The sequence below is a fragment of the Nonomuraea sp. B10E15 genome, assembly GCF_039871615.1.
Classification (GTDB): domain Bacteria; phylum Actinomycetota; class Actinomycetes; order Streptosporangiales; family Streptosporangiaceae; genus Nonomuraea.
On record NZ_JBDPMB010000046.1, the window covers coordinates 1 to 18,778 of the forward strand.

Annotated in this window: 20 protein-coding genes, 1 tRNA gene and 2 pseudogenes; 15 read left to right on the forward strand and 8 right to left on the reverse strand. The window is 64.6% G+C overall.

The window, feature by feature from the left end; genetic code table 11:
- Positions 1 to 126: 126 nt before the first annotated feature.
- Positions 127 to 249, reverse strand: a pseudogene (locus ABGB14_RS49450) (IS3 family transposase); the annotation flags it as partial.
- Positions 250 to 427: 178 nt separating this feature from the next.
- On the opposite strand from ABGB14_RS49450, the pseudogene ABGB14_RS49455 reads away from it, so the two are divergent.
- From ABGB14_RS49455 to cutA, 3 genes and pseudogenes are all read left to right on the forward strand, one after another.
- Positions 428 to 1,198, forward strand: a pseudogene (locus ABGB14_RS49455) (transposase family protein).
- 133 nt (positions 1,199 to 1,331) lie between these two features.
- Positions 1,332 to 3,809 carry a hypothetical protein gene (locus ABGB14_RS49460; RefSeq protein ID WP_347650862.1) on the forward strand — a complete coding sequence of 826 codons (2,478 nt, stop codon included), beginning with the start codon at positions 1,332 to 1,334 and terminating at the stop codon, positions 3,807 to 3,809.
- Between the two features lie 95 nt (positions 3,810 to 3,904).
- Positions 3,905 to 4,237, forward strand: a complete 333-nt coding sequence (cutA, locus tag ABGB14_RS49465; RefSeq protein WP_347650863.1) for a divalent-cation tolerance protein CutA — start codon at positions 3,905 to 3,907, stop codon at positions 4,235 to 4,237.
- Here the strand turns inward: cutA and ABGB14_RS49470 are convergent.
- Positions 4,203 to 5,630, reverse strand: coding sequence for a helix-turn-helix transcriptional regulator (locus ABGB14_RS49470; protein WP_347650864.1), 1,428 nt, complete (start codon positions 5,628 to 5,630; stop codon positions 4,203 to 4,205). The genes cutA and ABGB14_RS49470 overlap by 35 nt on opposite strands.
- A 258-nt stretch (positions 5,631 to 5,888) precedes the next feature.
- Here ABGB14_RS49470 and ABGB14_RS49475 point away from each other — a divergent pair, with 258 nt between their 5' ends.
- From ABGB14_RS49475 to ABGB14_RS49525, 11 genes are all read left to right on the forward strand, one after another.
- Positions 5,889 to 6,206: a hypothetical protein gene (locus ABGB14_RS49475; protein ID WP_347650865.1), complete on the forward strand. Its 318-nt coding sequence runs from the start codon at positions 5,889 to 5,891 to the stop codon at positions 6,204 to 6,206.
- Positions 6,203 to 6,847, forward strand: a complete 645-nt coding sequence (locus ABGB14_RS49480; RefSeq protein WP_347650866.1) for a hypothetical protein — start codon at positions 6,203 to 6,205, stop codon at positions 6,845 to 6,847. The genes ABGB14_RS49475 and ABGB14_RS49480 overlap by 4 nt, the downstream gene beginning before the upstream one ends.
- 352 nt (positions 6,848 to 7,199) lie before the next feature.
- Positions 7,200 to 7,559 carry a hypothetical protein gene (locus tag ABGB14_RS49485; RefSeq protein ID WP_347650867.1) on the forward strand — a complete coding sequence of 120 codons (360 nt, stop codon included), beginning with the start codon at positions 7,200 to 7,202 and terminating at the stop codon, positions 7,557 to 7,559.
- A gap of 3 nt (positions 7,560 to 7,562) precedes the next feature.
- Positions 7,563 to 7,757, forward strand: a complete 195-nt coding sequence (locus tag ABGB14_RS49490; RefSeq protein WP_347650868.1) for a hypothetical protein — start codon at positions 7,563 to 7,565, stop codon at positions 7,755 to 7,757.
- A 6-nt stretch (positions 7,758 to 7,763) separates the two neighbouring features.
- On the forward strand, positions 7,764 to 7,892 hold the full coding sequence (locus tag ABGB14_RS49495) for a hypothetical protein (RefSeq protein WP_347650869.1): 129 nt from the start codon (positions 7,764 to 7,766) through the stop codon (positions 7,890 to 7,892).
- A 39-nt stretch (positions 7,893 to 7,931) separates the two neighbouring features.
- Positions 7,932 to 8,120 (forward strand): hypothetical protein, encoded by a 189-nt coding sequence (locus ABGB14_RS49500; protein ID WP_347650870.1) that lies wholly within the window; start codon positions 7,932 to 7,934, stop codon positions 8,118 to 8,120.
- A 32-nt stretch (positions 8,121 to 8,152) separates the two neighbouring features.
- Positions 8,153 to 8,497 (forward strand): hypothetical protein, encoded by a 345-nt coding sequence (locus ABGB14_RS49505; RefSeq protein ID WP_347650871.1) that lies wholly within the window; start codon positions 8,153 to 8,155, stop codon positions 8,495 to 8,497.
- The gene (locus ABGB14_RS49510; RefSeq protein WP_347650873.1) at positions 8,494 to 10,320 is read left to right on the forward strand and encodes a cell division protein FtsK; all 1,827 of its coding nucleotides are present in this window, start codon (positions 8,494 to 8,496) and stop codon (positions 10,318 to 10,320) included. Before ABGB14_RS49505 ends, ABGB14_RS49510 begins: the two co-directional genes overlap by 4 nt.
- Before the next feature lie 147 nt (positions 10,321 to 10,467).
- Positions 10,468 to 10,644, forward strand: coding sequence for a helix-turn-helix domain-containing protein (locus ABGB14_RS49515; RefSeq protein ID WP_347650875.1), 177 nt, complete (start codon positions 10,468 to 10,470; stop codon positions 10,642 to 10,644).
- Between the two features lie 102 nt (positions 10,645 to 10,746).
- Complete coding sequence (locus ABGB14_RS49520) at positions 10,747 to 10,899, forward strand: ribbon-helix-helix domain-containing protein (protein ID WP_347624618.1); 153 nt, start codon at positions 10,747 to 10,749, stop codon at positions 10,897 to 10,899.
- Positions 10,900 to 10,903: 4 nt separating this feature from the next.
- Positions 10,904 to 12,085 carry a site-specific integrase gene (locus ABGB14_RS49525; RefSeq protein ID WP_347650876.1) on the forward strand — a complete coding sequence of 394 codons (1,182 nt, stop codon included), beginning with the start codon at positions 10,904 to 10,906 and terminating at the stop codon, positions 12,083 to 12,085.
- 102 nt (positions 12,086 to 12,187) lie between these two features.
- Here the strand turns inward: ABGB14_RS49525 and ABGB14_RS49530 are convergent.
- Positions 12,188 to 12,261, reverse strand: a tRNA-Pro gene (locus ABGB14_RS49530).
- A 65-nt stretch (positions 12,262 to 12,326) separates the two neighbouring features.
- Complete coding sequence (locus ABGB14_RS49535) at positions 12,327 to 13,190, reverse strand: metallophosphoesterase (RefSeq protein WP_347650892.1); 864 nt, start codon at positions 13,188 to 13,190, stop codon at positions 12,327 to 12,329.
- An 89-nt stretch (positions 13,191 to 13,279) separates the two neighbouring features.
- On the opposite strand from ABGB14_RS49535, the gene ABGB14_RS49540 reads away from it, so the two are divergent.
- Positions 13,280 to 13,738 (forward strand): GatB/YqeY domain-containing protein, encoded by a 459-nt coding sequence (locus tag ABGB14_RS49540; protein WP_347650878.1) that lies wholly within the window; start codon positions 13,280 to 13,282, stop codon positions 13,736 to 13,738.
- A gap of 435 nt (positions 13,739 to 14,173) precedes the next feature.
- Here the strand turns inward: ABGB14_RS49540 and ABGB14_RS49545 are convergent, their stop codons facing one another.
- The 4 genes from ABGB14_RS49545 to ABGB14_RS49560 form a co-directional block, all read right to left on the reverse strand.
- Positions 14,174 to 14,824 carry a DUF5825 family protein gene (locus ABGB14_RS49545; RefSeq protein WP_347650880.1) on the reverse strand — a complete coding sequence of 217 codons (651 nt, stop codon included), beginning with the start codon at positions 14,822 to 14,824 and terminating at the stop codon, positions 14,174 to 14,176.
- Positions 14,821 to 16,767: a RiPP maturation radical SAM C-methyltransferase gene (locus tag ABGB14_RS49550; RefSeq protein ID WP_347650882.1), complete on the reverse strand. Its 1,947-nt coding sequence runs from the start codon at positions 16,765 to 16,767 to the stop codon at positions 14,821 to 14,823. Before ABGB14_RS49550 ends, ABGB14_RS49545 begins: the two co-directional genes overlap by 4 nt.
- A gap of 697 nt (positions 16,768 to 17,464) precedes the next feature.
- Complete coding sequence (locus ABGB14_RS49555; protein WP_347650884.1) at positions 17,465 to 18,316, reverse strand: NHL repeat-containing protein; 852 nt, start codon at positions 18,314 to 18,316, stop codon at positions 17,465 to 17,467.
- 62 nt (positions 18,317 to 18,378) lie between these two features.
- Positions 18,379 to 18,777, reverse strand: coding sequence for a MerR family transcriptional regulator (locus ABGB14_RS49560; protein WP_347650886.1), 399 nt, complete (start codon positions 18,775 to 18,777; stop codon positions 18,379 to 18,381).
- Position 18,778: the final 1 nt, after the last annotated feature.

Here is an 18,778-nt window from a genome sequence, read left to right on the forward strand (position 1 = left end):
GCGGTCATCCGCAGCCGGCTCAAGCAGTTGCAGTACCGCCCCGACCTCCTGGACGCCTTTCTGGCACACACCGGCCTGATCACGAACCCGAGATCGACATGACACCCCGAACTTTCAATCTCTGTAGTGCAGGCGGGTGGCGTTGAACCAGTCCACCCATTCGGCGGTGGCCAGTTCGACGTCGGCCAGGCTGCGCCAGGGTCCTCGGGGCCTGATCAGCTCGGTCTTGTAGATGCCGACATCGAGCGTCTACGTGACCAGGCTCACACTGGACTCCTAACGGTTACCGTGAGCCGTTTTCATCCCCCCCTGGCGAGCTGCTGATCACAGCATGATCGCGAGAGTGGTGTTCGCCTGATGACATGGCGAAAGCCCTGGTAAACGGGTTGATCACCACAATCACGTCCGTCACAACCAGGGGCCTCGGATGCTGTTCTATCGTGCTGCCGTCGATTTGTCGCGCTCAACCCTGAACTACGTCGCCGGCCTCATCCGCCGACACCGCAAGACGATCGGGTCGACATGGCGGCTGCTCAACCCCGGACAGCAAGCCCTGCTCGTTCTGGTCTACCTGCGCAAGGGAGAAACGTTCCCCAGCTCGGAGCCGGATTCGCAGTCTCCACCGCCACCGCGTGGCGGTATGTGGAGGAGACAGTGATGCTGCTGTCGGCGCGTTCACCCAAGCTCGGACAGGCGCTGCGCCGCGCCAAGCGCGACTGCCTGCACTACCTGGTGCTGGACGGCACGCTGATCCACATCGACCGGATCGCCGCCGACCTGCCGTACTTCTCGGCAAGCATCGCGTGCACGGCATGAACATCCAGCTCATCGCCGCACCGGACGGAACCATCCCGTGGACCTCGGGCGCGTTGCCGGGCAAGACGCACGACCTGAGCGCTGCCCGTATCTGGGCCATCCTGCGCGCACTGGACGAAGTCGGGATCGTCACCCTGGCAGGCAAGGCTTATCAGGGAGCCGAGAGCCCGGTCCGTACCCGTACAAGGGCAAGAACAAGCCCGACTCCCAGAAGCAGGCCGACCGCTCCCACGCCCGCCTTCGCGGCCCCGGCGAGCGCGCGAACACCCAGCTGAAGAGCTGGAAGATCCTCCGCAAGCTACGCTGCAGCCCGTCCAAGGCCGGCCACCTGTGCAAGGCCATCACCGTCCTTCAGAACCACCGCATTGCTCAGGCGTTCTGAGGATGAAAAAGGTCCATGATGCGACTGATACGGCCCCTATCGACCTTACAGCTGTAGCAGGTAGCCGTGTAACGCTGGCGCACTTGCATACGACATTTCACTGAGCCGGAGTTTTGTGTGCATGGGAGTGGATGTGAACGACGCCACTAGCGACAGGGCCGCACAGACCCAGTTCAGAGTGAAGATCAAAAGTGCCCTCAGTAAGCAACCCTTCACAAATTACTTCGCTAGAGGGCTTGTGAATAAGCAAGCCGTGCTAGATCATTCGCAATGGAAAAACGCTTTCCGCCTGGCCGCATCTATCCGTTCCTACAAAGAACTTTCTGCTGCGCGAGGGCATACCGAGCGCGCACGACGTTCCGTTGAACAGTTGCACCTTCATGGAGACATAAACAGAACAACCGTTATAGCGGCCGGTTCGCTGTGCGTGCTTCTTGTCATAGTTGCAACAGAATTTTTTCGGAATGATACAGGGGTTGTTCTTGCGTGCATGACACTTGGTGGAGCATGTCTATATCGTACAGGCGGGTATCTTTATACGTGGCGCCATGGGCGGATACGGTTCGCCGCAATTAAAGCAGTAGGGTTAACAAGTGTAGCCGCCTGCGTGCTTATGGCAACGTGGGTAGTGTTTGAGGTGGAGTGGCGGCCTTGGCGAACTGCCGCAGTTGTTGCGCTTTCCAGCGTCAATGGATATCTGTTGCAGAAGCCTGGAGCGTTAAATAGCCTGACAAGAGTGCTCACGTTTCTCCGATTGATCATAGACGTTATGCAAGCGGAGAACGAGGAGGAAGATGCGCGTCTGAAGTGGGAAGAAGATCTTCCGGACATCGCGGCTTCATATGCCAATTACATCATCAACATGCTGCTAGGTGCTGACGCCCAGAAGTACCTCGTAGAGCAGGATATTGCTGGGTTGAGGAAACTCTATGATGCAAATTTGACAGTGCAGACATCCTGGATGACGCGTGTAGAGCGATCCTTGAACCGGTTGGATGGCGGAAGTATTGCAATTGCTGGTCCCCGTGGAGTCGGGAAAACAACCCTACTGCGAACGATGTCAGAATCGCAGGATCACCTTATCGTGCAGGTGAGCGCACCAGCTGAATACCTTCCCAAGGAGTTTCTCGCAGAACTCTTCCAAAGGGTCTGCCAAGAATATCTTCGACATGGAGGTTATGAGGGTGCCGAAATATTCAGTCCGAACTTAGCGAGAAGAAAACACCTCATCCGGCTGTTGCGCGAGACGACTACGGCAACGGTTCGTTCGATCGCATCAATAGGGCTACTGGCACTTGTACTCTGGACGATAATTCTTGAAAATATAGAGACGCTGCATGGAGTGCGGGACGCGACTATAGCATGGTCGGACGCTGTATCCACTCAGGTACTCGCTTGGTGGGTAGATTATCCAATCTGGTTCAAGGTTGCACTCCTAGTGATCGCCGCCCTGCTCTGGCCGGGCCGTATCAAATGGCGCTCCATGAAGTGGTATTCCGAACCAGAGCTTGTCGTGCGGGCGAGGGAATATATATTCCGACTCCAGATTGATCGGACGGTCACTCGTGCGTACACGGTCGGACTCACTATGCCGTATGGCACCAGTGGATCAGTAAACAAAGGAAGTACTCTCAAGCACTTGCCCTGGAGCCTTCCGGAGCTTGTGGGAAATCTACGCCGCTTCATGGAGGATATTTCTAAAGATCTGGGGGCATCAGATAAAAGTGTTATTGTCACGATCGATGAGATTGATCGTATCGGATCACTTGAGAAGGCTGAAAGGTTCATAAGCGAGATCAAAGCTGTGTTCGGTATCGATAATTGCTATTTTCTCGTGTCAGTAGCAGAAGACGTGGGCACGGTTTTTGGGCAGCGCGCACTTGCCGGTAAGTCTGTGTTCGAGACGGCTTTCGACGAAGTAGTACTTGTAGACCCGCTCGACCTAGATGAATCTCACTTACTCTTGCAGAGGCGCGTTCTTGGTTTCGGTGACGCGTTCGTTTATTTGATGCACTCTCTGTCCGGCGGTTTGCCGCGCGAGCTGTTGCGCTGCACAAGGCGTCTCGTGGAGATCAATGCCGAGATTCATCATCAAAGAGGGCAATGGCCAGTACTCCAGGAACTTGCCGTGGCTCTTGTGAACGAGGAAATGCTGGAACTTCTTACTGGAGCTCGGAGTCATATATCTCGTTCGTGCGCAAAAGCTGAAAATGGCTACGCGCTAGATTTGATGAGGGTGTCCATTCACTCACTTCGCAAACAGCCTCCAAGTGCTCTAGGAGAAGTTCGGGTCCTACTCGAACCGCTAGTTAACATAGGTGCGCTGGCCCCCCCAGGAGAGCCAAGTGATAGCGGTGATAGCACGGATAATGATGCGCCGTGGCATACACTCGCTATGGTTGGAGTCTTCGCTCACTTCTGCTTGACAATTGCGGAAGTTTTCTCCGACGGTCACTTCGACGCGGCAATGGCTTCAAATGCCAGAAGCGAAAGCTCTCTATTGTCGTTCGATGAACTAGCCGCGATCAGACGTGAACTGAGCGCGTCATACGCAAGTTGTCAAATCAGCTTGGAGCGATTCCGAAGGAAGTGGGGGCTGGAGCTACTATAATAATGCTCCGCTGCGAACGTCGTGCTGACTTCCGGCTGTGCGGTGAGATTAGATTCGATATTCTCGATGATGTATCCTGATGGATAGGGGCTATGATGGCAGGCTTTGTGCAAGTTGTCACTACCACGGCGAGTGCCGAAGAAGGCGCTGCACTGGCGCGAACAATTGCGACGGAACGTCTAGCCGCTGGCGTACAGATCGTTGGACCAATTCGTTCGCTCTATTGGTGGAAAGGCTCTTTGCGTGACGAGCGGGAATGGCAGCTAGTCATCAAGACCACCCGCACTCTGTTCGACGCGCTGGCGGCTCATATAAAAGCCAACCATAGTTATGTAACACCGGAGATAATAGCCACCGAAATCGTGGCTGGGAGCGACGATTATCTGGCCTGGGTCAGCGCGGAGACGCGGAGAACTGACGTTTCGTGATGGCCAGGTCTTCGAGGTAGGCGCGGACTGGTGGTTGGGTTTGCCATCGTCGGAGTGCTTCTCCGATGACTATGAAGCGTGGTAGCCAGATGCCGGATTCTGTTTCGCGGATGACGGCTAGGCCGTCTCTCGCGGCTTTGGCGGCTTCTTTTACTGAGCCGTGTACGATGTGGGCGGTGGCGATGTCTCCGAGGATGATGCCTGCTCGTTTTCTCTCCACGTCGGACAGGCGTGCGATGACCTCGTGTGCGACAGCTTCGGCTTCGTCCAGGCGGCCGATCTGGGCGTAGGTGGAAATGGCGAAGGAGTCGAAGCGATCCCTGTCCAGGAAGCGGGTCCACACGCGGTCCTCTTCCGGATCGGCGATGGTGAAGGCTTCGCGTGCCTCTTCCCAGGACTGGAGGGCGGCTTCGGCTTCGCCGAGTGCTGCGCTCTCTTCGGCGTGTCTGGCGGCCAGCCATGATGTGGTGCCCGGGGAGGTGTCTTTGGGCAGGTGCTGGAGCGCGGTGGACAGCAGGGCGCGGGCTCGTCCGTGGTTGCCTTTGCCGCTGGGGATGTAGCTGCGATAGCCGAAGGCGCACGCGATGATGGCAGGGTCGCCGGCTTCCTTCGATGCCTTCTCGGCGGTGTCGTAGAAGTTGCGTGCGGCGGAGATGTTGCCCAGGTCGGTTGCGATCCAGCCGGCGAGGACGCTGCTCTCCCCGGCTACGACGATCAGGCGTTGGCGTAGCTCGTCCTTGGGGTCGGTGGTGGTGCCGTTGAGGATGGTGCCGACCTCGTTGAGGTGGGCGGCCAGGCCTCTGAAGATGGTGTGGGCGGGGAGCATCTCTTCGAGGCGGTGGAAACCGGCGGCTCTGGCTTCCATTTCTCGTACGACGGCTTCGTCAATGGCGCTCGGCCGTGACAGGGCGAAGGAAACCTTTTCCCATGCCTCGCTTTGAGCCAGAGCGGACTGGGCACCGAGTTGTGCAACCAAGGTGAGCAATTCGCGGCGCTTCAATGGCTCGCCTCTTTTCCCGATCGCTTCAGCGAAGAGCTGCAAGTCGAAGGTGTCCGTGGGGATCTGGACACCGTCGCTGGCGACTCGTGCACCGCCTGCGCCACCGGAGGACGCCAAGCCCAAAAGGCGCCGCAAGTGGCCAGGCATGCCCAAACCGTCAGCGAACGCCTCAAATGTATGCTTTGCGGTCGGGACTCGCTTGCCGCTCTTGTACTCGCTGACGCGGCCCTGGGGGATCCCGGTGAGGTTGGAGATCTGCCCCTGGGTGATGCCGTACTTGGTGAGGATGCGGATAACCCCGCCCAAATCACGCTGTTTGCAGACGTCTTCTATGTCCTGACGTGCGAAAACAGTCTCAAGAACATGCCGGACTCGCTCTTGATCCATCGTCATGGCGGCGTTCCGTTCCCCTGGTAGCGCAGCCTTTCGGGAGTAGTGGAGCTCTTCTAGTCCATCACACCGTGAGATATCACGGTGAGATTATGCGGATCCGCTTTGCTTGGAACCCTCACATCAGTCCGGGGCGCAGGTCAGCGCTGATGTGAGGAAGTGCCGAAGATCCGCATTCGCCTGACTTCCGCCCGTCTATTGCTGGGGGAATACGGAGTTGCGGGAGGGCCGGTGCGTGACCCGGAAGCAAGTGCCGTTGCCATGGCTGACCAGCTGCAACAGGAGCTGGAATCGCATGGGCTGACAGCCGATGTGAACGACGGCTACGGGCTGGCCGTGGTGTCGGTCTGGCGCGGTCTGCTCGTGTGGACGGACGGCGCGGTGTTCTGGTGGTCCACAGGATGGAACGACCAGCGCGACCGGCCCGTCTATGCCTGGCATCCCACGGCGGACCCGACGCGAGCCGCGCGGCGTATCGTCGCGCGTTACGCCGATCTTCGCGGGTCCGCGCCGAAACGTGTCCTACCTGCGCCGGGGTCGCGCGGTGAGATGCCGTTCCGGGCGGGTGATCCGCTGTGACGGGGTACTCGACGGTTCCGTACACGATCGCGTACGCCAACGAGCTGGTGACCGATCCCATCGGGTTCGTGTCGTACGCGGGCCGGTCGCGGTTGTCCTATCTGCCGTCGAAAGCCGGTGACTGGGTGGACCACCATGCGGCCAAACTGGGCAGCGTCGGCGGGATCCTCCGCGCCCGGACGCGTGATTTCCGTGACGATCCCGCCAGGCGCGGGCCGGAACGGATGCGCAAGCTGAACACGCGCCGTCAGTGGCGGTGCATGGACAAGCTGCTGTGCCAGGTGTGCGGAGAGTCGGTGACCGGCTTTGTGTCGGACTTGATCCCGTGGGCGTTGACCAAGACCGTGTTCGAGCGCACCAGCCTGCGCAGCGGCCGGACCAACGCCCCGCCGACCTGCTGGGCGTGCATCCCGAAGGCACTGGAGGAGTGCCCCATGCTGCACGAGGACTTCGCCCTCTACACAGTGGCCGCCGCCCGCAGCGTCGGCGTGCTGGCTGATCTGTACCGGCCAGGAGTGTTCAGCTCGGTGACCCTGGCCGCGCACAACGTGTTCGTGGCGTGGGACGACTTCCAGCACCACCCGTATGCCCTGGCTACCGCCCAGGTCGTCGAGCTGTACGGGATGAAACAGGTTCGCTGACCGTTCACGCCGGAAGCTCAGCCCAGCACTCGACGGCTGCTCGCTTCCCTCTGAGCGCGCGACGGTGCGGTTGACCGGCTCACGCCCGTGCCACCGTGTCCCGCATCGTCGCGTCAACGCCCCCGGCAGGGCCCTTCTGCACTCGTGAGAGTGCCAGTTCCCAAAGGGCTCTGTCGGGGGTCTCTTGCTTGGGTGCCGTGAGCAGGGACTTATCTCACCGCAAGATCTGGTCCATCTCATCGCCGGATGTTTTTGATCTCACTGCATGATCACACCGCGCGATGGGTCCACCCCTTCCCCGAAACCTACCTTCGCCTCGTAGGTCACCGGAAACCGAAGGGATGTGATCTAGATGAGCCCAGCTCAGCGCCCCCACCGCAGCGAACTGATCACCGGACTGCGCGCCCTGGCCGCGTTCCTGGACAGCCACCCGAAGGTGCCCGTCCCCAGGTACGGAACCGTCCGGGTGGCGGTCCACACCAACTACGACACCGACGCCACCACCGAAGCGCAGGCGATCGCCGAAGTCGCCAGGATCGCCGCCCTGCTCGGCACCACGCCCACCGCCGAGAACGGGCACCACGTCGCCGGCAAAGCCTTCGGCAGCGTCCGCTACGAAGCCATCCTCATCACCCGCGCGGCGATGGAACGCCGCGCCGCACGCGACTCCTACCGCGACGCCATCGCCCTCGACGAGATCGAGGAGGTGTGAGCCGTGGACTTCGGACTGTTCGTCGTGTTCCTGGCCCTGGCCCTGTCGCTCGCCACTCTGGCGCTGTTCGCGGCGCTGGTCGTGGTGATCCGTGCCGAGGACCGCCGCCACACCCCCACCGGAACCCTGAGCCGCCGCCTGCTGGGCACCTACGCCCGCTCCGGCCGGCCGACCGCCTACACCGCCGGAAGGAGGTGAAGCCCGATGCGCAGACTCCCGCTCCAGCCCGGCCGCTGCCTGTGCGGCGCGACCACGCCCGGAACCGTGCGGTGCGTCAAGTGCCGCGCCCGCTGGCGCTGGCACCGCCGCAAGTCCCGCCACGACGGCATCTGACCCGCCTACCCGCCTCGACCTGAGAGGAGGTGATGCCCCATGACCGTCACCGTTCCGCTGGTGCTCGTGTTCGGCGCGCTGGTGTTCATCGCCTGGCGCTACCTGGGCCTGCGCTGGTGGCACGCGCTGATCACCGTGCTGTTCGGCTTCCTGCTGGCCGCCACCACGCTCGCACCCGACATCCGCGCCGTACTCCGCGCGGCCCTGAGCTGGATCACCAGCCACTGACCCCTGTCCCCGACCGAAGGATGTGATGCCTGATGCCCCATCGCCACCCCTACCCACACACCGATCTCCAGGGAGCCGCCCACCGCAACACCACCGCCGCCCAACTCCTGACGGCACTCACCCGCGACCCCTCGCCCCTGCTCCCGCTGTGGGAGTACGTGCTCGCCGCCCTCGACGACATCGAAACCCTCATCGACGAGGTGACCGGCCTTCGCGCCGAACTGGCCAGCGTCCGCTACCAGCGCGCCAACCTGCTCGCCGCCATCCGCGCCACCCTGGCCGCCCACCACGACGGCGACGACGACCCGCTCTATTACGTACGCGACGAGTTGCATGCCCAGATGCCCGCCGACCACAGGACGGGTGAGGGCCGATGAACAGACACCGCGCCTCGCGCTACGAACTGCGGCGCAACGCACGCCGGATGCGCCGCTACGGCGTGCAACCCATCGCCATGATCGACGATCTGGAACTGGCGCCCCTGGCCATCGCCGGTATCGCCCGCCTGGCCTGGCGCTACCGGTCCGAGCTCGCTCCGCTCACCATCGGCGTGAGCGTCCTGGCCGCGAGCATGGTCCTGCGGCGCTGGTTCCCCGACTGGTGGCCCACCGTGATCATCGCCACCGCCCTCGTGGCCGGCGCACTGGCCCTGTGGGGCCGGTGGGTCAACCTCACCCGCCCGATCGAACGCGGCTACGCCGCCGTCACCACGGCGCTCGCCGGAACGTGGCTGACCCTGGCCGCCTACCTGGGCCCGTTCACCGACCCTCTACCCGCCGTGCTCGGCGTCGGCACCCTCGTGCTGGCCGTGCCCTGGTGGGCGCACCGCCGCAGGCGTGCCCGCGTACGCGTGGAGCGCACGCTGGCCGCCTGGCCGGACATCGCCCAAGCCGCCGGCCTGGCCGGATCCCGCATCCAATCGGCCATGGTCGATCTGTGGGGCTACCGCTTCCGCCTCGGGCTGGGCGTCGGCCAGACCGTCGAAGACGCCATCAACGCCGTCCCCCGCCTGGAATCAGCGCTCGGCACCACCCGCGGCGGCATCCGCGTCCAGCCCGTGGCCAGCAAGAAAGCCAACCGCGCCGACGTACGCGTCATCGAAACCGACCCGCACGCCGACGCCATCGCCTGGCCAGGCCCCTCCATCACCTCCATCACCCAACCCGCCAAGCTAGGGCTGTTCGAGGACGGCACACCGGTCCGCGTCCCCCTGCTCCGCCGACATGCCCTGTTCGCGGGCATGTCCGGGGCAGGCAAATCCGGAGGCGTCAACGTCCTGCTCGGCGACCTGACAGCCTGCCAGGACGTGATCCTGTGGGCCGTCGACCTCAAACGCGGCATGGAACTGCTCCCATGGGCGTCCTGCATCGACCGGATCGCCACCACCCCACAGGAAGCAGAGGCCCTGCTCGCCGACGCCGTGGTCATCCTCGACGGCCGCGCCGACGACCTCACCACACGCGGCGAACGCGTCTGGGAGCCCTCACCCGAGCGGCCAGCACTGGTCATCGTCATCGACGAGTACGCCGAACTGGCCAGCGAGGCACCACGCGCGATCGACCACGCCGACTCGATCGCCCGCCGTGGCCGCGCACCGGCGGTGAACCTGATCGCCGCCACCCAACGCCCCTCCAAAGACGCGATGGGCAAAAGCGCGGTCCGCTCCCAGATGGACGTCCGGCTGTGCTTCCGCGTCCGGGAAGCCCGCGACGGAGACCTCATCCTGGGACAGGGCATGGTCAAGGCCGGATGGCACCCCCACAAGCTCGACGCCCCCGGCAAGTTCCTGATCAGCTCCCCGGAACACGACATCCCCCGCCGCGCCCGTACGTACCTGCTCGACGACGCGGGCGTACAGGCCACCGCCGAACAACACGCCAACCACCGCCCACCCCTCGACGAGGTGTCCGCCCAAGCCCTCAAACACGCGGCAGAGACGCCCGCCCCACCACCACAGCCCACCATCCGCCCCTCGCCCCGGCGCGCCCGCGACAACCCCGTACGAGCCGCTGAAGAGGCCCTCACCACCGCACTGAGGCAAGCTCCGTCCGACGGGGTGAGCATCGGCGACCTCATGCGCGCAACCGGCATGCGCCGCACATGGGTCTACCAACGCCTCCAAGAGCTGAGCCGCACGCGCCAGGCCGAACAGGTCTCACGAGGACGCTGGCGAGCCCTCCCAGAGGTGCACGATCCGTAATCGTCCGCGTCCGCCGTCCGCGTCCGTCCGCGCGTCTGCGCGTGTAGAGGCAGCGACAGGCGCGGACGGACGAACCGGCGGACGATCACCATCCGTAACCGGCGACCATGCGCGGGCACACCTCGACGATCGAGAGGGGGGATGCACATGCAGGCATACACCGTCGAACAAGTCGCGGAGATGCTGAGCGTCGGACGCGACAAGGTCTACTTCCTTCTCCGTACCGGACAGCTCAGAAGCATCAAGATCGGCAAGCTTCGCCGGATCACCGACCGGCACCTTGCCGAGTTCGTTTCCTCGCTGGAATCGATGGACGAGGCGTAGAGCAGCGTGCTACAACGTTCTACAGAGCCGGGTTGCGCGACACCCGCCGCGCAACCCGGCAAGCGCCTCTTGATAACTGCATGACACGAAAGGAAGCCGTCAATGACGAGCGACCGAACCACCCTGCCTCCCGTACGCGTGGACACGGAACTCAAAGACCGTCTCCGCAGGTACGCCGAGTCGCAGGAACGAGATGTGTCGTGGGTGATCAGGAAGGCGATCGAGGAGTACCTCAACCGTCACGAGAAGGGGTGATCCCTTGGCCAAGATCCTGATCGGCAAGTACGAAGCGACCATCTACCCCGAGGGGGACGGCTTCACCGGAGCCATCTCCCTCGGGTTCGGCCCCGACGGCAAGCGCCAGCGCCTCAAGCGCAAGGCCAAGACCAAGACCGCCGTCAAGGACAAGCTGATCAAGGCCGTCAAGGCTCTTGAGACCGGCGTCACTGCGTCGGAGACCTACACCGTGCGCGATGCCGTCAACGACTGGCTCAGCAAAGGTCTCAAGGGCCGATCCGAGAACACCGTCACCAAGCAACGCATCCTCGCCGAGACGCACGTCATCCCCAGGCTGGGGAAGATGAAGCTCCAGCAGCTACGCGCGGATCACGTGGATGAGTGGCTGGACGTACTCTCCAGCGACCTGGCCACCAGGACGCTACGAGATGTCCACAGCGTGCTGAAGCGAGCCATCCGGCAAGCTCAGGCGCGTGACCTGGTGTTGAGGAACGTTGCCGAGCTGGTCACCACGCCCACAGGCAAGGACGGCAGGCCCAGCAAGGCACTCACTCGCCACCAGGCGGACGCGATGCTCAAGGCCGCCGAGTCGTCCGAACTCCACGCCTACGTGGTGCTCAGCCTCACCACGGGCGTCCGTACCGAGGAAGCCCGCGCACTGTGCTGGGATCACGTCGTCGCGTGGATCCCCGGCCTTAAGGCGTGGCAACCGGTGACCGAGGCGGGGTTCAAGCACAAGAGGTTCGCCATCTACGTGTGGCGAGCCGACCGAGTAGGAGGTGACACCAAGACCCGCAAGTCACGGCGCACGCTGGAACTGCCCAGACTCGCCGCTGAAGCACTACGCCAACACCACGCTCGCCAAGCCGCGCAGAAGCTCAAGGTGGGCGGGCTGTGGCAAGATCACAACCTGGTGTTCTGTACGAGCGTCGGCACCCCGCTGGATGCCGCGAACGTACGGCGGGCGTTCCGGCAGATCACCAAGAACGCGGGGATCGGAACCGACTGGACACCCCGCGAGCTGCGTCACTCGTTCGTCTCCATCATGAGTGACCAGGGCGTACCCATCGAGACCATCGCTGATCTCGTCGGGCACGCAGGCACCAGCGTCACGGAAACGGTCTACCGACACCAGCTCAAGCCGGTGATCACCAAGGGCGCCCACACCATGAACACAATCTTCGGCGACAAGCCGACGGGTTGAGTCCGAGTGAGATGGCTCCCCGATTGGCTCCTATCGACTTCCAGACATGGAAAAGGGCCTGACCCGTTCACCGGATCAAGCCCTCTACCTGGTCAAACTCTGTCGGGGTGGCGGGATTTGAACCCACGACCTCTTCGTCCCGAACGAAGCGCGCTGCCAAGCTGCGCTACACCCCGGTCGCACGCCGTCGTGCACGTGCTTGGAAAAGTCTAGCGGACTCCCAAGGTGGTTGTGACCGCCTTTAGCGTCGGGGGACCAGTGTCAGGAGCGTCGCTTCGGGGAAGCAGGCGAACCGGGCCGGTGCGTACGGCGAGGTGCCGAGGCCGGCGGACACGTGCAGCCAGGCCGAATCGTGGCGGCTCAGCCCTTTCACCCTGGCGCGGTCGATGCCGCAGTTGGTGACCAGGGCGCCGTAGAACGGGATGCAGAGCTGGCCCCCATGGGTGTGGCCGGCCAGCAGGAGTTGGTAGCCGTCGTCGGCGAAGCGGGTCATGTTGCGCGGCTCGGGGGAGTGCATGACGCCGAGCCGCAGGTCGGCGTCCGCGGGAGCGGGGCCGGCCACGAGGTCGTAGCGGTCTCGGGAGATGTGGGAGTCGTGGATGCCCGCCACGGCCACGTCGAGGTCGGCCACCTTGATGCGGGCCGTGGTGTTGTTCATGTCGAGCCAGCCCTCGGACGCCATGCCCGCGCCCAGCTCTTCCCACGGCAGGTTGGGGACCTGCTGGCGGCGTTCGTTCCTGGAGGTGCGCCACAGGTAGCGGGCCGGGTTTTTCGGCTGGGGGGCGTAGAGGTCGTTGGAGCCGTAGACGAACAGGCCGGGGCGGGACAGCAGGGGCTCGAGGGCGTGCAGGAGGGCCGGGACGGCCTCCGGGTGCGCGATCGAGTCGCCGGTGTTGACGACCAGGTCGGGCTCCAGGTCGCCCAGGGAGCGCACCCATTTGATGAGCATCGAGCGCCCGGGCGTCAGGTGCAGGTCGGACAGGTGGAGGATGCGCACGGGACGGTGGCCGCGCTCCAGCACGGGTACGTCGAAACGGCGCAGGCGGAACCAGTTGCGCTCCACCACGGAGGCGTAACCCAGTCCGGCCAGGCCGAGACCGAGCATGGACAGTGGCACTGCGACGGCTTTCCTCACCCATTCATGATGCCCGACATCCGGCGCGGGGCGTTCACGCAGGCGGCAAGATGGTGCGCATGAGCGCATTGAAAGACAAGCTGAAGGCCGATCTGACGGCTTCGCTGAAGAGCCGGGACGACGTACGCCTCCGGACGATTCGCATGGCCCTGGCGGCGGTCAACGTCGAGGAGGTCTCCGGCAAGGAGGCCAGGGAGCTGACCGATGACGAGATCATCAAGGTGCTGACCAAGGAGGCCAAGAAGCGGCGCGAGGCGGCGGAGGCGTTCGGCAACGCGGGGCGGGCCGAGCAGGCGCAGGCGGAGCTCGACGAGCAGGCGGTGCTGGAGGAATACCTGCCCGCCCAGTTGTCGGACGACGAGCTGGCGGCGCTGGTCGATGCCGCCATCGCCGAGACGGGCGCGTCGGGGCCGCAGGCGATGGGGCAGGTCATGAAGGCCGTCAACCCGAAGGTCGCCGGTCGGGCCGAGGGCGGCCGGGTCGCGGCCACGGTGCGCGCGAGGCTGGCGGGCAAGTAGGTCCGGTGTGATGGGCCTGAGGGCTGGATCCCGGTGCTGTGCGGGATCCAGCCGTTCAACCCGGCGTGCAGCGCCCTCAGCAGCCTTGAGCCGCCCTCTGTGGCTGTCTGGCGCGGCGGTCGGGTCTCAGACGGCGCGGTGTCTGGATGCCGGGCCGCTCTAGTCAGGCGTCCAGGATCTGTCGAGAGTAGGCCGGCAGGTAGTCATGGTCGCGGGCCAGGCGCCGGTGTCGATCCCGAGCCCGGCTCCATGGTCGGAGACCGTGTTCTTGAACCCCTGATCGACCAGGGCTTTGGTCTGTCACATCGACCTTCCCTCGCGGGCATCAAGGTGATGAACGGAGTCAAACCCGTACACCACTCCCGTGGGCGCAACCGCCGCGCCGGGTCTTACTCCGCCGGGAGTCGGCGTCGCGTGGTGGTTGGTTCGATGCGGTCAGATCACCATACCGCCCCACGGCCAGCGGCGTACCCGGTACGGCATCCACCAGGCAATGTCTCCCACCTGACCCACCAGCCCTTCGCTGACCAGGTCGTCGAGTACCGCAGCCGGCACCTGGTCGGCGCGGCAGCTCGACGAGAGCCTGTCGACTGCCCGCAGGTAGTCGACGTCGTCGATGACGTAGCGGGCCAGCGAACCTGGCCGCCGGTCCCGTACCTCCACGAACCCTGGTCCCTGCCGCCACATACATTTACCGAGGTAGAACTCCTCGCGCCAGTCGTCCCCGACATCGCCGCCCGCCGAGTCCAGCACCGCCCGGGGCGGGTAAAGGTGGCTGAGCAGCCGCCAGTTCTCCAGAGCCGGGCCCAGCCGTACGTCCCAGTCGACTACCAGTGCCCAGCTCGTGAGCTCGGTCAACAGCAGCAACCACCCGACCACGGTGGCGGCACCCTGTCGGTCGGTCAGATCGACCGGGCGATCGAGGGCGACTCGCCGTACTCCCTGGTGGTAGAGCGTGGCGGCCAGTTCCGCTGGCGGGTCGCCTGCGCCGACCCGACGGCTGCCCATGGCGACGGCCGGAAGCCGGAGCAGCTCCTGGTCGTGGTGGTGCCACAAGGTCAGCGTCAGCGAACCCGGCGCCGTCATGTCGCGGGCACCGGGGAGGTTGCCGTCGGTGGGAGATGGTCGAAGAGGTCTGGGCTCGATCCGTCAAGGCGCTGACCGATGCGGAGCAGCTCCTGGTTGTCGGCCACTGCGGCGACATGGACATAGTGACCGGCGTCGGCGAAGGCGATGCCCAGCCGGCACCATCGGTCGAGCAACGCGTCGGCTTCGGGCTCCGTCACCGAGCCCGCGAGTTCACGCACCAGCCCGGGGACCGTACGCGGCTGGTCGAGCAGCCGGAAGGCGGCCACCTCTGCCGGGTCGCGCAGCGAATGTACGGTCCAGTCGAATCGCGCGCGCCGACTGACCAGCACGATCGAGTCGCCCAGGTCGAGGTAGCCGAACCGGCTCTCGGCATACGCCCGCTGCCACTCCCCCACCGCCTCCCGCAGCACGTCGGCGACCGACTCGTCGATCCCGTGGCGCGGTGCGGCGAACATGTACGCCAGGTCCATCAACTCCTCATTCGGGAGGTCGTAGATCCGGTGGTACTGGGAGGCGGGCTCCAGCGGCGCGAAGCCAAGCTCGGGCCGGTCGAAGTACGGGCTGAACCGCTCGATCACGAGCCTGGTCACCACGTCGGGCGGGGGAAGATGGTGCAGGGCCGGGAACTGCGCGATCAGCGGGAGGTAGTCCTCAGGCCGCTCGCCGGGAAAGCCGTAGAGGTAGTTCCAGGTCAGTGTCAGGCCGGTGCCGTAGGCGTCGCGCAGCAGCCGTACGTTCTGGCACCCGGAGACACCCTTGTCCATGATCTTCAGGACCCGGCTGCTCAGGTTCTCTATGCCTGGCTGAACGCTGACCACGCCGGCACCGGCCAACGCTCTCAGCTGGTCGCGCCTGAGGTTGGACTTGATCTCGTAGTGCAGCCGCAGATCGTAGCTGGACTCCGCCAGCCTGGGTATGAGCGTGGTGAGATAGCCCATGTCGAGGATGTTGTCCACCACGTACATGTCGAGCACCTTGTGGCGGCGGACCAGCCGGATGATCTCGTCGTAAAACGCCGCGGGGTTCTTGCTGCGGAATTCCATGAACGACCCGTTGAGCCCGCAGAAGGTGCAGTGGTGCTTCTGGCCCCACCAGCATCCGCGGGCGCTTTCGACGACCAGCTTCGGCTCCACCCAGTCTTGGGCCGCCGACGACTCCAGCCGCTCGAAGAATCCGTCGTAGTCCGGGGTCACGATCTCGCTCGGCGGCAGTGCTCGGCCGGTCATGGGGTTCGCGTGGTGGTCGCCGTCCGGCCCTCGCCAGCACAGGCCCGGGATATCGGCGAGCGCCGCGGGATCTGCGGCTGCGGCGGTGGGCTCGGCGAGCTCCGGGCCTGCCAGCACCTTCAGCAGCGCGGGGAACGCCACGTCTCCCTCACCGCGAATCACGTAGTCCACGAAGGGGAAGTTGCGGTGCAGGGCCGCACCCTGGGCGCCGTCGCAGTTGGCCCCACCGAAGGCGACACGCACCTGCGGCGAGGCCCGCTTGACCGCCTGCGCTGTGGCCAGCGCCGCCGTGTTCTGCTGGAACGTAGAAGTAAAGCCCACCACGTCCGGCTCGGCCGCCACGATTCTGGCGGCGAGTTCCTCGACGAACTCCGGGGCCGAGGCGTGCAGGTCGAGGCTGAGCTCGTGACGCTCGTCAGTGAGCCATGTCTCCTCGCTCGGCTCGCCTGTCCGCCATTGCGGGTCGTGGTAGAGCGCGGAGGAAAAGACCCAGTCGCCGACTCCGGAGAAGTAACTGTCGATGCAGTAGTAGTGGTAGTCATGCGTGGTGAACCGATGCCGGCCCACGACCCAGTCGACGTAGTCGAGATTGGCGTGCACCACGGTCACCTCGGCGTCAGGGACGGCAGCCACGGCGGCGTTGCGCAGGATGCCAAGCGCCAGGGATGGCGCGTCGATCATCGCCCATGGCATGTTGACGAGGAAGATACGCACGAGAGTCCTCAGTGATCGTGTGCTTTCCATGAGCATCAGGGCGGCGCCGGTGGAGGCAGTGGCCTGCCGAGGGCCGCCTGCCCCGAGCCGCCGCAGGAAAAGGAGCAACCACCCCGATCGTCGGAGTGGTTGCCGGGGTGTTCCTACTTCGTGTGGGGCACGATGACTTCCCATCCGGATGTCTTCCATGCCCTGCTGGCCGGACTCTGCTTGGCCCTGTCCAGAGGGTCATTGTGAACAATCGTCTTCTTCATGCGGCGCACCCCTCTCCTGGCGTACGGTGATTTTTACCGGTCAAGTTAATCTTTGCCGAAATATGGCGTCCAGGACCGATGACGCCATATAAATGGCGTTTTATGCCATGCGGGAGACAGGCGCAGGGCTGACCAGAAAACATCAACCGAACGCAAAAGTCGACCTCTTCGACGCGTCGGGATGGCGGTCCCGGCAACGTTGGGATGTGTCCTGCCAGGGCCCTCATCGACGGTCCGCGCGATGAACCGGACCGCGACGATCGCCATGCGCGAAGGTCTCGCGAGCCGCATCACCGCCGCCCTTCCTGCGGCTTGACGCGCAGCCACCTTGCCCCTCCGCGCTGGGAGCCGGCCAGGCGTGTCGAAGGTGTCGAGCTTGAGGCTCGCCAAGCGTCAAGCCCTGGGCGCCCTCTGAAGGACCCGGCAGATGCCTGAGCCGCCGGTCAAGCGGGCACCTGGTAGAGGGCGCCGTCATCCCAGGTCGCCGTGTAGATGGTGCCGGCGGCGTTCACACCGAGCGCGACGGGTGAGCCGAGGCCCGACATGACCGCGACGGCTCTTCCGTCCTGATCCACCCGCTTGATGGCGCCCGCTGCCCGATCCGTGGCGTACAGGCGATTGTCCCGGCCGACGACCAGACCGACTCCGAGCCCGTCGAAGTCATCGGAGTGCGTGGTCACCCGGCCGTCGCGGCCGATGCGTGACAGGGTCCCGCCCGTGTAGTTGGCCACGAAGATCGTGCCCCGTGCGTCCTCGGCCACGCCGACGGGCGTGCTGAGCCCACCGGCTACCCTGCTCACCGTGCCGTCGGGGGCGACTCGCATGATCTCGTTGCTGGCCCGGTTGCAGACCAGCAGGTTGCCGCGCGAGTCGAAACCGATGCCTGTCGGGGTGTGAAATCCCGTCGCGAACTCCTGGCGCCGCCCTGCCGGGCTGATCCGGTACACGGTGTCGCCGGAGTAACTGGCGACGTAAAGGTTGCCCTTGGTGTCCAGGGCCAGCCCGGCGGGCGCACTCACCTCCGCGAACGTCGAGCGCGCGCCGTCCGGGGTGACACGTTCGACCGTCCCGCCCGACCAGTTGGAGACGTACAGCGTCCCGTCCGGGGCGAACGCCAGACCGGTCGGCGCGGAGAAGCCGGTGTGGATCGCCGCGGACGCGGCTCCGGACGAAGCGAGCGGCGAGGCAGGGGGCGTCCGACTCGTCTCGCCGGCGCACCCGACTGTCAGCGCCAGCAGAACCACGCCCAGTAGACGTCGTACGACGTTCGCCCGCGCCCCACCGGGCACGCGCATGGCACCCGCGCCTGCCCTCCCACCGGGCGGGCTCGAGGGTCGAAGGGGATCCGCTGCCGCGTTCACCTGTCCTCCAGGAGGGCTCGGTAGTGCGCGATCTTCTTGTCCAGCGCACGCATGCTCGAACGCAGGATCCGTAAGCGCTGGTCGACGACCTTGCGATGGTCGCTCAGTAATTCCAGCCTTGCGGCGATGCTTTCGTCGCCGGCCCTGCGCAGTTCGGCGAACAGTTTCATGTCGGCGATCGACATACCCGTGTCGCGCAGGCGCATCAGGAAGGCGAGCCAGTCCATGTCGGCGGTCGCGTACCGGCGCACGCCGACAGGGCTGCGGCGGACGGCTTGGACGAGCCCGGCCTTGTCGTAGTAGCGAAGGGTGTGGGCGGACAGGCCGGTTCTGTGGGATACCTCGGTGATCGACAGGGTCTGCGCGTCATCGTTCAGTTGCGGTGATGCTGACATG

What these genes read in the sequence shown, in the direction of transcription:
- cutA (WP_347650863.1), top strand. Translation starts at nt 3,905, where the DNA reads ATGGCAGGCTTTGTGCAAGTTGTCACTACCACGGCGAGTGCCGAAGAA.
- ABGB14_RS49470 (WP_347650864.1), bottom strand. Translation starts at nt 5,630, where the DNA reads ATGACGATGGATCAAGAGCGAGTCCGGCATGTTCTTGAGACTGTTTTC.
- ABGB14_RS49475 (WP_347650865.1), top strand. Translation starts at nt 5,889, where the DNA reads ATGGCTGACCAGCTGCAACAGGAGCTGGAATCGCATGGGCTGACAGCC.
- ABGB14_RS49485 (WP_347650867.1), top strand. Translation starts at nt 7,200, where the DNA reads ATGAGCCCAGCTCAGCGCCCCCACCGCAGCGAACTGATCACCGGACTG.
- ABGB14_RS49495 (WP_347650869.1), top strand. Translation starts at nt 7,764, where the DNA reads ATGCGCAGACTCCCGCTCCAGCCCGGCCGCTGCCTGTGCGGCGCGACC.
- ABGB14_RS49500 (WP_347650870.1), top strand. Translation starts at nt 7,932, where the DNA reads ATGACCGTCACCGTTCCGCTGGTGCTCGTGTTCGGCGCGCTGGTGTTC.
- ABGB14_RS49505 (WP_347650871.1), top strand. Translation starts at nt 8,153, where the DNA reads ATGCCCCATCGCCACCCCTACCCACACACCGATCTCCAGGGAGCCGCC.
- ABGB14_RS49510 (WP_347650873.1), top strand. Translation starts at nt 8,494, where the DNA reads ATGAACAGACACCGCGCCTCGCGCTACGAACTGCGGCGCAACGCACGC.
- ABGB14_RS49515 (WP_347650875.1), top strand. Translation starts at nt 10,468, where the DNA reads ATGCAGGCATACACCGTCGAACAAGTCGCGGAGATGCTGAGCGTCGGA.
- ABGB14_RS49520 (WP_347624618.1), top strand. Translation starts at nt 10,747, where the DNA reads ATGACGAGCGACCGAACCACCCTGCCTCCCGTACGCGTGGACACGGAA.
- ABGB14_RS49535 (WP_347650892.1), bottom strand. Translation starts at nt 13,190, where the DNA reads ATGCTCGGTCTCGGCCTGGCCGGACTGGGTTACGCCTCCGTGGTGGAG.
- ABGB14_RS49540 (WP_347650878.1), top strand. Translation starts at nt 13,280, where the DNA reads ATGAGCGCATTGAAAGACAAGCTGAAGGCCGATCTGACGGCTTCGCTG.
- ABGB14_RS49545 (WP_347650880.1), bottom strand. Translation starts at nt 14,824, where the DNA reads ATGACGGCGCCGGGTTCGCTGACGCTGACCTTGTGGCACCACCACGAC.
- ABGB14_RS49555 (WP_347650884.1), bottom strand. Translation starts at nt 18,316, where the DNA reads ATGCGCGTGCCCGGTGGGGCGCGGGCGAACGTCGTACGACGTCTACTG.
- ABGB14_RS49560 (WP_347650886.1), bottom strand. Translation starts at nt 18,777, where the DNA reads ATGTCAGCATCACCGCAACTGAACGATGACGCGCAGACCCTGTCGATC.